Here is a 13,787-nt window from a genome sequence, read left to right as displayed (position 1 = left end):
CTTTGGGCTCTCAGTATAGTAATAGAGGGGGGGAAAACGCATGAGCAAGCGTAATGTTTCACGACGTCAATTCCTTAATTACACACTTACTGGCGTTGGTGGATTTATGGCGGCCGGTATGTTGATGCCTATGGTTAGGTTTGCAATTGATCCTGTATTATCAGCTGATAAAGGCGGGGATTACGTTGCAACTAAACAGAAGGTAAGTGAACTGACTACCGAACCAACCCGTGTCGACTTTAGTTTTAAACAGGTCGATGGGTGGTATGAGTCTGAAGAAACAAATACAGCATGGGTTTACAAAACGGATGATGGTAAGATCGTTGCTTTATCTCCAATCTGTAAACATTTAGGCTGTACGGTAGGTTGGAATACGGATAAGACTAATCCGAATCAATTTTTCTGTCCTTGCCATTATGGCAGGTATACGAAAGATGGGATGAATGTGAAGGGGACACCGCCGGTTTCACCATTGGATGTCTTTGACACGAAAGAAAAAGATGGAATACTTTATTTGGGTCAACTAAAACCGCATGGGGAGGCGTAAACATTGCTAACAAAGTTATATGACTGGGTGGACGAGCGTTTAGATATTACGCCATTATGGCGGGATATTGCTGACCATGAGGTTCCAGAACATGTTAACCCCGCACATCATTTTTCTGCATTCGTATATTGTTTTGGTGGGTTAACTTTCTTTATTACGGTCATCCAAATATTGTCAGGTATGTTCTTGACGATGTACTATGTCCCGGACATTAAAAACGCTTGGGAATCTGTTTATTATTTGCAAAATGAAGTTGCCTTCGGTCAAATTGTCCGTGGTATGCATCACTGGGGAGCAAGTCTAGTTATCGTTATGATGTTTTTACATACTCTTCGTGTCTTCTTCCAGGGAGCTTACAAAAAACCGCGTGAATTGAACTGGATGGTCGGCGTGTTGATTTTCTTCATCATGCTGGCATTAGGCTTGACTGGTTATTTATTGCCTTGGGATATGAAAGCGCTATTCGCAACGAAAGTTACTTTGACAATTGTCGAATCGGTACCATTGATGGGGCCGGCACTCAAGACATTGATAGCAGGAGATCCAACCATCGTTGGAGCACAGACATTGACACGATTCTTTGCAATCCATGTATTCTTCCTGCCAGCAGCATTATTTGCTTTACTAGCGGCTCATTTCCTGATGATCCGAAAACAAGGTATTTCAGGCCCGCTATAAAAGAATGGTGAACCAAAAACCAAATAAACCTTTTCATAAAGGAGGGGAATTGTTCAATGCATCGTGGGAAAGGTATGAAATTCGTAGGTGACTCGCGTATCTCCGCGGACCGTAAACCGAATATTCCGAAAGATTATTCAGAATATCCTGGGAAAACTGAAGCATTTTGGCCTAATTTCCTTTTAAAAGAATGGATGGTAGGAGCTGTATTTCTTGTAGGTTATCTTTGCCTGACAATCGCGCATCCGTCACCATTGGAAAGGATAGCAGATCCTACAGATACAGGGTATATTCCGCTGCCGGACTGGTATTTCCTATTCCTTTACCAATTACTTAAGTATACTTATGCTTCAGGTCCTTATAATGCAATCGGGTCCATGGTAATACCTGGTTTGGCTTTCGGGGCATTGCTGTTGGCACCTTTTCTGGATCGCGGTACAGAGCGGAGCCCGGCGAAACGTCCTTTTGCTGTAGGCTTCATGTTATTGGCAATGGCCGGCGTTTTCTATTTAACATGGGAATCCGCAGCCCATCACGATTGGGAAGCTTCCAAGAAGCAAGGAGCGATCGTGGAAGGTGCAGACATTGATAAAGAGAGCGATGGGTATAAATTGATGGATTCTAATGGGTGTATCAGCTGTCATGGAGCAGAATTAACTGGTGGAGCAGGAGCGCCAAGCTTAATTGACACTGGTTTAAAGCCAGAGGAAATCTCTAAGATCGCAGTCAAAGGCCAGGGCGCCATGCCAGCTGGCATGTTCAAAGGTACAGATGAAGAATTGAAAACATTAGCTGAATTTGTATCAGGTTTATCGACAAAATAATATAGCCATCAACAGATTTTCTTTCATATGCTGCAAAAGAAGCTGACGACCACGGTTGTCGGCTTTTTTATTGGTAAATTGAAGCGTTAATGAGAAGAAATTGAAATGAATACTTGGTTTTCTGGTTGATGGCCTGTAAAATGAGTATACATGAGAATGTAAGTGAGGGTAAAAGAATGAATATTATCTACAGTTGGCTTGCAAATCGGCAAATGCTCGTTTTGTTATTATTAATAAATATATTCGGAACAGCCTATGGATATTATTGGTATGGTAGTCAATTGGAAAACACTCCGGCGATTTTTTTGGCATTTGTACCGGATAGCCCGACTGCCAGCCTGTTTTTTGTATTTGTTTTAACGGGTTTCCTATTAAGAAGGAATTTCGGACTTATGGAAGCATTGGCGATAATGACACTATTCAAATATGGCATATGGGCAGTTGTAATGAATTTGATGACCTACGTGACAACAGGTTCATTGCCATGGGAAGGTTATATGTTAATGGCTTCTCATTTGGGGATGGCGATTCAAGGTATATTATATGCACCATTTTATCGAATAAAACCTTGGCATATGATAGTGGCAGGGATTTGGACCATACATAATGACATAATCGATTATGTTTTTGAAATGATGCCAATATATCGTGATTTATTGGTATATATGAATTCGATAGGTTATTTCACTTTTTGGCTCAGCATACTTTCCATTTTTGTCGGCTGGTACTTTGGATATAGAAATAAGCGAATCACCCTATCCTTCCCTTAAAAAAGTTTACTCTAAATACGGCTTTGTAAAAGCAGGGTTAACTTTTTTATGTTGAACGAGGTCTACTCATGTTTTTTCTTTCATATCGTTTTAGTAGAGATATGAGGAGGGACGAGTAGCATGTTGAAAAAATTCATATTAACCATTGCTGTTTTATTTGTCGTCTTACATTTCCCTGTCTATGCAGAATCCTCTTCAAGTTTGGAGCAATTAGATGACATTTCCGATAGAGCCTTGGAAATGACCAAGTTGAAGCGATATGGAGATTCGGAAAAGATGCTGACGTTTTTTTCTGACCGGTTTTTAAAAGAGACAGCAAAAGAGCAGATCCTTGACATGGACGAACTTCGAATTATCACTGTAGCTCATAATGAGGCCTTGATGACAATAAAGGATATGAACAAGGGAGATTCCGAAAAGGTTAATTCTGTTACAAAGTTCCGGCTTGTAGTTGATGCGGTCAAGTCTACCCATCAGCCCCTTTGGACAGAGATGGAAGATCAAATGATGAATTCTTTCCAGCAAACAAAGAACGCCGCGATCAATCAAGACACAATTACATTCAATAGCCAATTGAACTTATTCCTATCACAATATGAAATGATATATCCAAGCTTGAAAGTCGACCTTTCTAAAGAAACGATGCAGCAACTGGACACGAGGATCCAATACATAAACCAATACCGTCCGGAGGTAATCAGTGATGGAGAAAGTCAAAAGGAACTGGATGCGCTGCAAAACGAATTGAGCACCATTTTTGATGAAATGGGGGAAGATGACACAGATCCTTCCCTTTGGTGGGTCATCATATCGACAGGCTCAATCATTATCATGACGCTTTCTTATGTAGGCTGGAGAAAATATAAAGGTGATAGGGAAAAACCAAGGAAAGAACATAATGATTAAAAAGACACGGGAAGAGAACACTATATTTGACACGGTTGCCTTCATTCCATAGAATTAAGAGTAATAATAGTTATAGGAGGATACCATGTATTTCATTTATTTGGCGATTATCATTTTAATCCCGATTTATGCACAAATGAAAGTGAAAAGCACGTATAAAAAATATTCAAATGTATCGGCCTCTTCTGGCATGAATGGTGCTGAGACGGCACGGGCCATCTTGGACCAAAATGGACTGTTCAATGTCAGGGTCGAAGAGACACCTGGAATGCTTTCGGACCATTATGACCCAAGGGATAAAACGGTGCGTTTATCATCTGATAACTATCACGGCCATTCAGTTGCCGGTGTAGCGGTTGCAGCCCATGAAGTTGGACATGCGATTCAAGACAAAGAAGCATATGCATTCTTGCGTTTTCGCCATGCATTAGTACCGGTAGCTAATTTTGGCTCTAACATATCATGGATTTTGATTTTAATCGGGGTGTTAGCCAGAATTCCAGGCTTATTAATAGCAGGTATCGTATTTATGGCTGCCGCTGTATTGTTCCAAGTGATAACCCTGCCTGTTGAATTCAATGCTTCTTCTCGGGCAATGGATCAACTCGTTTCCGTTGGGGTCATCCGGAATGATGAAGAACGGGAAACGAGAAAAGTATTAAGTGCTGCTGCGATGACTTATGTTGCTGCCGCTCTTGTAGCCGTACTGGAATTAGTTCGTCTTCTGCTTATGTATACAGGAATGAGGGAAGAGGATTAATTTGAAAAAGGACTCCATCTTGGGATGGGGTCCTTTTTTATTTTTAAAAGTATTTGCTGCACATGGCTAATAAAATTCAGTTAATAGGGCAACATTCATAAGGATTGCATTCTATCGGTATGCCACAAATAAAAGGATTACCTTTCAATGGGATTTTTGTTTTCATCAAGGGTAAAGCCCTCACCCAATACATCATGCACTTCACTTACAGATACAAATGCATGAGGATCCACCGATGTTATGGCAGTCTTTAAGCGGACCAGTTCATTTTTACCGACAACACAGTAGAGTACTTCCCGGTCATTGCGGGTAAAGGACCCATATCCCCTTAATACGGTTACGCCCCGCTCCATATCATTCATGATTTTTTCAGCAATTTGCTTGTTTTTATCACTAATGATCATTGCACCCCTAGCTGCATAGGCTCCTTCTTGCATAAAGTCGATCACTCTGGCACCTATAAATACGGCAACAAGGGTATACATCGCTTGCCGGTAATCAAGGTAGGTTAAGATGGACAGGCCAATGACGACGGCATCAAAGATGAACATGGTCCGTCCCATTCCCATCCCCAAGTAACGATGGGCAAAACGGGCGATGATATCCACTCCGCCTGTTGTCCCGCCGTAACGAAAGATGATGCCCAGCCCGACACCAACAAAAACCCCGGCAAACAATGCCACAAGCATCAAGTCGTTTCCGAGATCGATTTCGATTTGGTATCTTTCGAAAACCCATAGCCAAACGGAGAGGCCGACCGTTCCGATAATCGTATAAAAGAAAGAAGTTCGTCCTAAATATTTCCACCCTATTAAAAATAAAGGAATATTCAAAATCAAATTAGAATAAGAAGGATTTATTCCGATAAGTTGATATATAATCAAGGTGAGACCGGTGAATCCGCCTTCGGCCAAGTTGTTCTGCATGTTAAAATGCACGAGGCCAAAAGCGAATATTCCAGCCCCAAAAAGGATGAATATAATATTTTTCAATTTTAAGCCCAAAAGCATGTCCCATACCTCCAAAGGTTTGCCTATCATTAATTTACTTATTATAACTAATTAACCAACTATGGGCAATTCTGATTCACGAACGTATCTGTTGTCTTCTGTTTCACTTTTAGCTAACATGGAGAAGGTATGATGCTTGAAAACGAAAATCAAGAATGGGTGACGATATGGAAAAGCATAAGACGATCCAACAGATGCAAGCGGAAGTCGACCAATACATAGGACAATTTAAAGAAGGATATTTCAGCCCTCTGGCCATGCTCGCCCGCATGTCTGAAGAACTTGGGGAATTGGCTAGGGAAGTCAATCATTACCATGGTGAAAAACCAAAGAAGGCAACAGAGGAAGAGAATACGATTGAAGCGGAATTAGGGGACATGCTTTTTGTTTTGATTTGTTTTGCCAATTCTTTAGGGATTGACCTTCAAAACTCGCATGATTTGGTCATGGAAAAGTTTACAACCCGTGATAAAGATAGATGGACAAGAAAAGAAGAGAAAATGGAGGAGGAAGGTAAAGATGAGTAAAGTCAAAGTGATTGTAGCTGGTCCACGTGGCAGAATGGGAAATGAAGCGGTGAAGCTTGTACATAGGACAGAAGGGTTTGAATTGGCAGCTGTCATAGATCGCAAGCATAACGGGGAAAGCATATCTGCGATAGAAGGTTTTCACGGTATTGAAGCACCGGTTTTCTCGGATATAAATGAATGCTTTTCTTCTATAAAGGCGGACGTATTGATAGATTTGACCACACCTGAAGTGGGGATGTTCCATACCGAAACGGCACTTAATCATGGTATCCGCCCTGTAGTGGGAACGACAGGTTTTACTAAGGAAGATTTAGCGAAGCTGGATTCATTAACAAAAGAAAAGGGCATTGGTTGCATCATCGCGCCAAACTTTGCAATTGGAGCCATTTTGATGATGAAGTTTTCCCAAATGGCTGCAAAGTATTTCCCTGATGTAGAGATCATAGAAATGCACCATGATCAAAAACTGGATGCACCTTCTGGCACTGCTTCCAAAACGGCAGACATGATTGCAGCGGTACGTGAAACAAAACAACAGGGGCACCCTAATGAAAAAGAAACCATCCAGGGGGCAAGAGGTGCAAATGTAGATGGCATGCATATCCACAGTGTTCGGCTACCGGGACTGGTTGCCCATCAACAGGTGCTTTTCGGAAGTGATGGAGAGCTATTGACGGTTCGGCATGACTCCTTTAATCGAGCGTCCTTCATGTCAGGAGTCAAACTTGCCGTCGATACCGTCATGAAATTGGATGTTCTTGTATACGGCCTTGAAAATATTATCGAATAGGGATCAGGAGGATTTACGATGAAAATTGCCTTAATTGCCCATGATAAGAAAAAAGAAGATATCATTCGATTTGTAACAGCTTATAAAGCTGTATTTGAGCAGCATGAATTATTTGCAACAGGTACGACCGGGAAACGAATCATGCAAGAAGTATCACTGCCCGTCCATCGTTTTCATTCAGGACCTCTTGGCGGGGATCAGGAAATAGGTGCAATGATTGCACGCGGAGAAATGGACATGGTCCTATTTTTCCGCGATCCTTTGACATCACAGCCACATGAACCTGATGTATCGGCGCTTATACGACTATCAGATGTATATGAAATTCCCTTGGCGACAAATATGGGCACGGCAGAAGTGCTGATACAAGGATTGAAACATGGGTATATGGATTGGCTAAAACTACGGCAAAAACAAGGTGAGATAAATGAAAAACAAAAGTAACATAGATATCCTGGCTTTTGGCGCACATGCTGATGATGTTGAAATCGGTATGGGCGGCACAATCGCTAAATATGTGCAACAAGGCAGGGAAATTGTCATTTGTGACTTGACAAAGGCTGAAATGTCATCCAATGGTACCGTTCCATTGCGGCAAGAGGAAGCGCAGAAGGCTGCTGAAATCCTTGGGGTGAAGAGGATTTCCCTTGATCTACCCGACCGGGGACTATACATGAAAGCGGAATACATAAATCAAATCATTACGGTCATTCGCCAATATAAACCTGCCCTTGTATTTGCACCATTTTTGGAAGATCGCCATCCCGATCATGGTAATTGTGCAAAATTAGTCGAGGAAGCAGTTTTTTCGGCAGGAGTAAGAAAGTATATGGAAGAAGAAGGCCTGGATTCTCATCGTGTCCAAAATATGTACTATTATATGATCAATGGGTTTCACAAACCGGACTTCGTCGTGGACATCACTTCTACAATATCGAAAAAGCTGGATAGCCTTAGGGCATATGGCAGCCAATTCGATAAAAGTCAAATATCTGTAGAAACACCGCTAGTTAATGGCTATATCGAGACTGTAGAGGCACGGGAGCGGATGTTCGGTAAAGAAGTGGGTGTCGCCTATGCGGAGGGATTCATGACAAAAAAACCGTTACTGATCGATGCCGACTTGTTAGGAGAAAAATAAGCTTATGAAATTAAAAATTGGAATTACCTGCTACCCTACAGTTGGGGGTTCGGGTGTCGTAGCAACTGAATTAGGTAAGATGCTTGCAGAAAAAGGACATGAAATACATTTCATTTCTTCAAGCCTCCCTTTTCGCTTGAATAAGATGTACTGTAATATTTTTTATCACCAGGTTGAAGTGAATTCTTATTCAGTCTTTCAATATCCACCATATGACCTGGCTCTTGCCAGCAAGATAGCAGATGTCGTAAAACGGGAGAAGTTAGATATCCTTCACGTTCATTATGCAATTCCACATGCTGTTTGTGCGATCCTTGCAAAGCAGATGTCAGGTAATGAAGTTAAGATCGTAACCACGCTGCATGGTACGGACATAACCGTATTAGGCCATGATCCCTCATTGACCAATTTGATAAAATTCGGGATAGAGCAATCAGATGTCGTTACTGGAGTATCTAAATCCCTTGTTCAGCAAACGCACGAATTAATCGCACCGAATAAGGAAATCAAAACCGTCTATAATTTTATTGATGAAAGAGATTACCATAAATCAAATTCAGATTACCTTAAGGATGAATACGGAATCAGTGAAGATGAAAAAGTGATCATACATGTTTCGAATTTCCGTACGGTCAAGCGAGTGAAAGACGTCATCCAGGCGTTTTATTTAACTCAAAAGAAAGTGCCCGCAAAGCTTTTGCTAGTAGGAGACGGGCCGGAAGTGACAACCGTATTGAAATTGGCTAAAGATCTTGGAGTCGATGATTCGGTCTTGTTTCTTGGTAAGCAGGATAACCTTGCCGAATTATATTCAATCAGTGATTTGATATTCCTGTTATCGGAAAAAGAGAGTTTCGGACTTGTGCTGCTCGAGGCGATGGCATGTGGAGTTCCTTGTATCGGGACGAATATCGGGGGAATTCCTGAAGTCATCGTTGATGGGAAGACTGGTTATATTTGTGAATTGGGAGATGTCGATATGGTTGCTGAAAAAGCGGTGGGACTTTTAAGTGACCCGATTTTACATAAACGCTTTTCTGAAGCTGCGCTGGAAAGGGCTAATACTGATTTCCACTCCGATACGATCATGTCAGAGTATGAAGCCATCTACATTCAAGCAATTGAAGGTAAATCCATAGAATAGGGAGGGGATGCTGATGGATCGATTATTCTTAAAATCAGTACCCATTCTGGAAGTGATAGAAGAAGCAGGCTACGAGGCTTATTTCGTCGGCGGCTCTGTAAGGGATTATATCCTTGGCAGGCCCATAAACGATGTGGACATCGCCACTTCCGCAACACCCCAGGAAATCAAAAGGATTTTTCCTAATACGGCTGACATCGGAATCGACCACGGAACAGTGCTTGTCATTACGGATTCGGGTACATACGAAATTACGACGTTTAGAACGGAAAGCGGGTATTCGGACTTTCGCAGACCCGATTCTGTACAATTTGTCCGTTCTTTGACAGAGGATTTGCAAAGAAGAGATTTTACGATGAATGCAATGGCAATGGATAAGACCGGAAAAATCATAGATCCATTTAATGGTAAGCGTGATTTGGCAGAAAAAAGGATTATCACGGTTGGCAACCCGCATGAAAGGTTTCATGAGGATGCATTGAGAATGATGCGTGCATTAAGGTTCGTAAGTCAACTTGATTTTGATCTGGATCAAGAAACCTTTCATTCCCTTAAAGAGAATGCTCAAATCATCAGTGAAATCGCTGTCGAAAGAATCCTGGTTGAATTTGAGAAGCTAGTGGCCGGCTCCAATAAGATAAGGGCTTTCTCACTCTTGCTGGAAAGCGGATTATATCAATATCTGCCTCTATTCTCGAGTAAAAAAGATCATTTGACGGACTTACTGGACCTGCCGCTTCATCAGCTAAAAGCGGCAGAAATATGGTCTATAATCATGGTTCACACAAAGGATCAGGAACTCGAAAAGTCTTTGAGGGCATGGAAGCTGCCATTGAAAACGATAAGAAACATTCAACGTACGATACAGCTAGTGAAGAAAGAACCATCAGCCATCGATGTATTTCAGGCAGGTCATGGCGTAACAGTACAAGCTGCTAAAGTCAAGGCGGCACTGACTGGCGGTAATGTATCGGATGCGGAGGAGAATGCACATCAGCGTTACAATGGACTTATTATAAAACAAATGTCGGATCTTGCCGTTACAGGAACGGATTTATTGAATTGGCATCAAGAAAAGCCAGGTCCATGGGTCAAAGAATACTTGGAAAAAATATTGAAGGCTGTCTTGAATGAAGAATTAAGAAATGATAAAGAAGAAATAAAGAGGTGGCTGGCGAAATGCAATCTGAGTTAAGAACAAAGCTGATGGAAGCTCTATCAAAAGCGGATGGTGCGTTCATATCCGGTCAGGAAATTGCTGAATACATTGGCTGTTCGCGCACAGCTGTCTGGAAGCATATAGAAGACCTGCGCAGTGAAGGATATAACGTGGAAGCCGTTAGGAAAAAAGGCTACCGGATCATATCAGCTCCGGAAAAAGTATCAGAGAGCGAAATACAACTTGGCTTGGAAACAAAAACGATCGGCAAGATGATCCACTATCAGGAGACTGTAGAATCCACTCAAAAAATAGCGCATCAACTAGCAAATGAAGGCGTTCAGGAGGGAACCCTCGTCGTTGCCGAGGAGCAGTTATCCGGAAAAGGAAGGCTAATGAGATCTTGGCATTCCCCGAAATTCAGCGGCATCTGGATGAGTCTGATCCTAAGACCGAAAATCCCGATTCATGAGGCTCCGCAACTTACATTATTGGCCGCAGTCGCTGTGGCTCAGGCTATGGAAGATATCACTGATTTGAAGCCACAAATAAAGTGGCCGAATGATATTTTGGTGAATCGCAAGAAAGTGGTGGGAATCCTGACGGAGATGCAGGCGGAGTCAGATAGAATCCATTCCGTCATTGTCGGAATTGGGATGAATATCAATCAGCAATTGGAGGATTTTCCTGAAGAACTGCAGGAAAAGGCTTCTTCCCTTCTCATAGAAAGTGGAGGGATAGTGTCAAGGTCCAAGGTCATTCAACGAGTATTGTTCCGTCTCGAAAATTTGTACGAACTCTATTTAGATCAAGGCTTCATGCCAATAAAGGATTTATGGGAGAGTTATGCGATCAGTCTAGGCCAGGTTATCAAAGCCAGTACGGTTAATGACACGATTGTCGGAAAAGCATTGGGCATAACGGATTCAGGCGTTTTACTTCTTGAAGACGGAAAGGGAACCGTACACTCGATATATTCTGCAGATATTGAAATTCAGTAGATTTTGTCAAATTCGTGAAAATTAAATAGAAATTTTTAATTTGGCTTGATATAATGCAAGTGGGCAGTATCTAATGTGAACTGCACCCCCATAAATACCAAATTATTTGAAAATCTGCCTTGATCCAGAGAACTGGACGGGGACGGAGGGATGAAACTTCTGATGAAACAAAGATTGACTAAAAGATAAGTCTGTGTCGATATTTGGCTTTTTAAGCCATTTTTCGTAGCAAAACAGATACTTTTTTAGTCAGTCTTTTTTTTGCGCATGAATGTATAGACACCAGTTTTCGCTGATGTTTTCATCTCCTCCATCAAAAGGAGGAAACGTAATGAAATTGTCCGGAGATTTTTTGAAAATGAAACAAAATCAAGAGAAAATTGTCATGCTGACGGCTTATGATTACCCGTCAGCAAAGTTAGCCGAACAATCAGGTGTAGACATGATTTTAGTCGGCGATTCTTTAGGAATGGTCGTATTGGGATATGAATCAACGATTCCAGTTACGGTGAATGACATGATCCATCATACAAAGGCAGTAAAACGCGGTGCACCAGATACATTTGTCGTGACGGACATGCCCTTTATGAGCTATCACCTATCTATGGATGAAACACTCAAGAATGCAGCCCGAATCATGCAGGAAGGTCATGCCGATGCCGTGAAGCTCGAGGGCGCGGATGATGTTGTTGAAAAAATATCAGCATTGACCAAGGCCGGCATCCCGGTTGTAGCCCATCTTGGCTTGACTCCTCAATCAGTCGGCGTTCTGGGCGGCTATAAAGTGCAAGGTAAAGATGCTGAAAGTGCAGCACAGCTCTTGGAAGATGCGAGAAAGTGTGAAGCGGCGGGAGCGATGGCAATTGTATTTGAATGTGTTCCATATCAAGTGGGGGAACTCGTTACACGGAACCTGGAAATTCCCACCATCGGAATTGGGGCAGGCGCAGAAACGGATGGTCAAGTCCTCGTTTACCATGATGTCATCAAGTATGGGGTAGACCGGCTAGCGAAATTCGTAAAAGTTTATGGAGATGCAAATGAACTGATTGGTCAATCTATTACAAGCTTTGTGAATGAAGTGAAATCTAAAGATTTTCCGTCGAAAGAACATACTTTTACAATGAAAGAAGAGCAGCTTTCTGAACTTTATGGAGGGAAAAGATGAAAACTTTTACATCAGCTGCTGATTTGCAACTGGCACTCAAAGAGGAAAAAAACAATCACAAAAGCATAGGCTATGTAGCGACGATGGGGTTTTTACATGAGGGGCATGCAACCCTTTTGGAAAAGGCTCGCAACGAAAATGATATTGTGGTATTGAGTATTTTTGTGAATCCGATGCAATTTGGACCTAATGAGGATTTTGAAACATATCCGCGGGATTTGGCGCGGGATGAAAATGTCGCAGCAAATGGCGGAGTGGATTATCTCTTCTATCCGACAGTCCACGAAATGTACGGTGAAGAACCATCTGTGAAGGTTGTTGTCCAAAGCAGGACGGATGTTTTATGCGGGAGACAAAGACCTGGACACTTTGATGGTGTAGCGACGGTCTTAACGAAATTCTTCAATATCATCCTTCCTGATAGAGCTTACTTTGGTAAGAAGGATGCCCAGCAAGTCGCAGTGATAGATGGACTGATCAAAGACTTTCATTTCCCTATCCAGCTAGTTGCTGTAGATACCGTTCGCGAAGAAGATGGGTTAGCGAAGAGCTCGCGAAATGTTAACCTATCAGATCAAGAACGCATGGAGGCTAAAGAACTGTACCAAAGTTTATTAAAGGCCAAAGAGGCGGTTGAATCAGGTGAAAGAAATGCAGCAACCGTCACGGCCTTAGTAAATGAACATATTGCTGTCCACACAAGTGGAGTGATCGACTATATTGAAATCTATCAATATCCGGAACTTAAACCACTTGAATCGCTGGCAGGAAACGTCATCATTGCAATGGCTGTAAAGTTCAAGCATGCAAGACTAATTGATAATATCACCTTATATGTGGAATGATTCATGAGAAATTAGGGGGAATTGAGATGTTTCGAACGATGATGAATGGGAAAATTCACCGTGCACGAGTAACTGAAGCTAATTTGAATTATGTAGGCAGCATTACGATTGATGAAGACATAATTGATGCGGTGGGTATTCTGCCTAACGAAAAAGTCGCCATCGTGAATAATAATAATGGTGCACGACTTGAAACGTATGTGATTGCGGGTGAACGGGGGAGCGGTGTAGTGTGTTTGAATGGAGCGGCAGCCAGACTGGTGCAGCCGGATGATATCGTGATAATCATTTCTTATATAATGGTTTCAGAGGATAAACTGGGGGAACACAAACCAAAAGTTGCGATCATGGATGAAAACAACAAAATCATTGATTTGATTTCAAACGAACCAGCAGCTACCATCATGTAAGCGAGGGGCCGGCACATATGCATGAATCATGCATACAGGTGCCGGCCCTTTTAGTCTTTTGATGAACGGCTTGTTTCCTTTATTACGATTATTATGGTATAAAA

At 42.0% G+C, this 13,787-nt stretch carries 17 protein-coding genes; 16 read left to right on the top strand and 1 reads right to left on the bottom strand.

The window, feature by feature from the left end:
- Positions 1–40: 40 nt before the first annotated feature.
- The 6 genes from ACFRAK_RS09595 to ACFRAK_RS09570 all read left to right on the top strand — a co-directional run bounded on the left by ACFRAK_RS09595 (position 41) and on the right by ACFRAK_RS09570 (position 4,485).
- Positions 41–547, top strand: a complete 507-nt coding sequence (locus tag ACFRAK_RS09595; RefSeq protein WP_260286015.1) for a QcrA and Rieske domain-containing protein — start codon at positions 41–43, stop codon at positions 545–547.
- Positions 548–550: 3 nt separating this feature from the next.
- Positions 551–1,225: a menaquinol-cytochrome c reductase cytochrome b subunit gene (gene qcrB / locus ACFRAK_RS09590; protein ID WP_034307974.1), complete on the top strand. Its 675-nt coding sequence runs from the start codon at positions 551–553 to the stop codon at positions 1,223–1,225.
- A 56-nt stretch (positions 1,226–1,281) separates the two neighbouring features.
- The gene (locus tag ACFRAK_RS09585) at positions 1,282–2,049 is read left to right on the top strand and encodes a menaquinol-cytochrome c reductase cytochrome b/c subunit (RefSeq protein ID WP_192205337.1); all 768 of its coding nucleotides are present in this window, start codon (positions 1,282–1,284) and stop codon (positions 2,047–2,049) included.
- A 176-nt stretch (positions 2,050–2,225) separates the two neighbouring features.
- A complete protein-coding gene (lhaT, locus tag ACFRAK_RS09580) occupies positions 2,226–2,819 on the top strand; it encodes a lipoprotein heptaprenylglyceryl N-acetyltransferase LhaT (protein ID WP_387597610.1) in 594 nt (197 codons plus the stop codon).
- A 120-nt stretch (positions 2,820–2,939) separates the two neighbouring features.
- The gene (ypjB, locus tag ACFRAK_RS09575) at positions 2,940–3,725 is read left to right on the top strand and encodes a sporulation protein YpjB (protein WP_192205335.1); all 786 of its coding nucleotides are present in this window, start codon (positions 2,940–2,942) and stop codon (positions 3,723–3,725) included.
- Positions 3,726–3,810: 85 nt separating this feature from the next.
- Positions 3,811–4,485, top strand: coding sequence for a zinc metallopeptidase (locus tag ACFRAK_RS09570; protein WP_387597607.1), 675 nt, complete (start codon positions 3,811–3,813; stop codon positions 4,483–4,485).
- Between the two features lie 137 nt (positions 4,486–4,622).
- Here ACFRAK_RS09570 and ACFRAK_RS09565 read toward each other — a convergent pair whose 3' ends face one another.
- Positions 4,623–5,495 (bottom strand): YitT family protein, encoded by an 873-nt coding sequence (locus tag ACFRAK_RS09565; protein ID WP_260286012.1) that lies wholly within the window; start codon positions 5,493–5,495, stop codon positions 4,623–4,625.
- A gap of 167 nt (positions 5,496–5,662) precedes the next feature.
- On the opposite strand from ACFRAK_RS09565, the gene ACFRAK_RS09560 reads away from it, so the two are divergent.
- The 10 genes from ACFRAK_RS09560 (at position 5,663) to panD (ending at position 13,683) form a co-directional block, all read left to right on the top strand.
- Positions 5,663–6,022 (top strand): nucleotide pyrophosphohydrolase, encoded by a 360-nt coding sequence (locus ACFRAK_RS09560; protein WP_076366321.1) that lies wholly within the window; start codon positions 5,663–5,665, stop codon positions 6,020–6,022.
- Positions 6,015–6,815, top strand: a complete 801-nt coding sequence (gene dapB, locus ACFRAK_RS09555; protein ID WP_098370765.1) for a 4-hydroxy-tetrahydrodipicolinate reductase — start codon at positions 6,015–6,017, stop codon at positions 6,813–6,815. The genes ACFRAK_RS09560 and dapB overlap by 8 nt, the downstream gene beginning before the upstream one ends.
- A gap of 18 nt (positions 6,816–6,833) precedes the next feature.
- Positions 6,834–7,259, top strand: a complete 426-nt coding sequence (locus tag ACFRAK_RS09550) for a methylglyoxal synthase (RefSeq protein ID WP_192205332.1) — start codon at positions 6,834–6,836, stop codon at positions 7,257–7,259.
- Positions 7,243–7,956 (top strand): bacillithiol biosynthesis deacetylase BshB1, encoded by a 714-nt coding sequence (bshB1, locus tag ACFRAK_RS09545; protein WP_192205331.1) that lies wholly within the window; start codon positions 7,243–7,245, stop codon positions 7,954–7,956. The genes ACFRAK_RS09550 and bshB1 overlap by 17 nt, the downstream gene beginning before the upstream one ends.
- Positions 7,957–7,960: 4 nt before the next feature.
- The gene (gene bshA, locus ACFRAK_RS09540; RefSeq protein WP_387597601.1) at positions 7,961–9,100 is read left to right on the top strand and encodes an N-acetyl-alpha-D-glucosaminyl L-malate synthase BshA; all 1,140 of its coding nucleotides are present in this window, start codon (positions 7,961–7,963) and stop codon (positions 9,098–9,100) included.
- A 13-nt stretch (positions 9,101–9,113) separates the two neighbouring features.
- Complete coding sequence (locus ACFRAK_RS09535; protein ID WP_387706707.1) at positions 9,114–10,295, top strand: CCA tRNA nucleotidyltransferase; 1,182 nt, start codon at positions 9,114–9,116, stop codon at positions 10,293–10,295.
- Positions 10,280–11,260 carry a biotin--[acetyl-CoA-carboxylase] ligase gene (locus ACFRAK_RS09530; protein WP_387597595.1) on the top strand — a complete coding sequence of 327 codons (981 nt, stop codon included), beginning with the start codon at positions 10,280–10,282 and terminating at the stop codon, positions 11,258–11,260. The genes ACFRAK_RS09535 and ACFRAK_RS09530 overlap by 16 nt, the downstream gene beginning before the upstream one ends.
- A 331-nt stretch (positions 11,261–11,591) precedes the next feature.
- Entirely contained in the window at positions 11,592–12,428 is an 837-nt protein-coding gene (gene panB / locus ACFRAK_RS09525) for a 3-methyl-2-oxobutanoate hydroxymethyltransferase (protein ID WP_387597592.1), read from the top strand.
- Positions 12,425–13,273: a pantoate--beta-alanine ligase gene (gene panC / locus ACFRAK_RS09520; protein ID WP_387707985.1), complete on the top strand. Its 849-nt coding sequence runs from the start codon at positions 12,425–12,427 to the stop codon at positions 13,271–13,273. The genes panB and panC overlap by 4 nt, the downstream gene beginning before the upstream one ends.
- Positions 13,274–13,299: 26 nt before the next feature.
- Positions 13,300–13,683, top strand: a complete 384-nt coding sequence (gene panD / locus ACFRAK_RS09515) for an aspartate 1-decarboxylase (protein WP_260286003.1) — start codon at positions 13,300–13,302, stop codon at positions 13,681–13,683.
- Positions 13,684–13,787: the final 104 nt, after the last annotated feature.

This window comes from Peribacillus sp. NPDC056705 (assembly GCF_043656335.1).
The sequence above is the reverse complement of the archived record's forward strand: the minus strand, read 5'-3'. Positions and strand labels throughout refer to the sequence as shown.

Coding starts and splice junctions, on each gene's coding strand:
- ACFRAK_RS09595 (WP_260286015.1), top strand. CDS start 41: ATGAGCAAGCGTAATGTTTCACGACGTCAATTCCTTAATTACACACTT.
- ACFRAK_RS09585 (WP_192205337.1), top strand. CDS start 1,282: ATGCATCGTGGGAAAGGTATGAAATTCGTAGGTGACTCGCGTATCTCC.
- lhaT (WP_387597610.1), top strand. CDS start 2,226: ATGAATATTATCTACAGTTGGCTTGCAAATCGGCAAATGCTCGTTTTG.
- ypjB (WP_192205335.1), top strand. CDS start 2,940: ATGTTGAAAAAATTCATATTAACCATTGCTGTTTTATTTGTCGTCTTA.
- ACFRAK_RS09570 (WP_387597607.1), top strand. CDS start 3,811: ATGTATTTCATTTATTTGGCGATTATCATTTTAATCCCGATTTATGCA.
- ACFRAK_RS09565 (WP_260286012.1), bottom strand. CDS start 5,495: ATGCTTTTGGGCTTAAAATTGAAAAATATTATATTCATCCTTTTTGGG.
- ACFRAK_RS09560 (WP_076366321.1), top strand. CDS start 5,663: ATGGAAAAGCATAAGACGATCCAACAGATGCAAGCGGAAGTCGACCAA.
- dapB (WP_098370765.1), top strand. CDS start 6,015: ATGAGTAAAGTCAAAGTGATTGTAGCTGGTCCACGTGGCAGAATGGGA.
- ACFRAK_RS09550 (WP_192205332.1), top strand. CDS start 6,834: ATGAAAATTGCCTTAATTGCCCATGATAAGAAAAAAGAAGATATCATT.
- bshB1 (WP_192205331.1), top strand. CDS start 7,243: ATGAAAAACAAAAGTAACATAGATATCCTGGCTTTTGGCGCACATGCT.
- bshA (WP_387597601.1), top strand. CDS start 7,961: ATGAAATTAAAAATTGGAATTACCTGCTACCCTACAGTTGGGGGTTCG.
- ACFRAK_RS09535 (WP_387706707.1), top strand. CDS start 9,114: ATGGATCGATTATTCTTAAAATCAGTACCCATTCTGGAAGTGATAGAA.
- ACFRAK_RS09530 (WP_387597595.1), top strand. CDS start 10,280: ATGCAATCTGAGTTAAGAACAAAGCTGATGGAAGCTCTATCAAAAGCG.
- panB (WP_387597592.1), top strand. CDS start 11,592: ATGAAATTGTCCGGAGATTTTTTGAAAATGAAACAAAATCAAGAGAAA.
- panC (WP_387707985.1), top strand. CDS start 12,425: ATGAAAACTTTTACATCAGCTGCTGATTTGCAACTGGCACTCAAAGAG.
- panD (WP_260286003.1), top strand. CDS start 13,300: ATGTTTCGAACGATGATGAATGGGAAAATTCACCGTGCACGAGTAACT.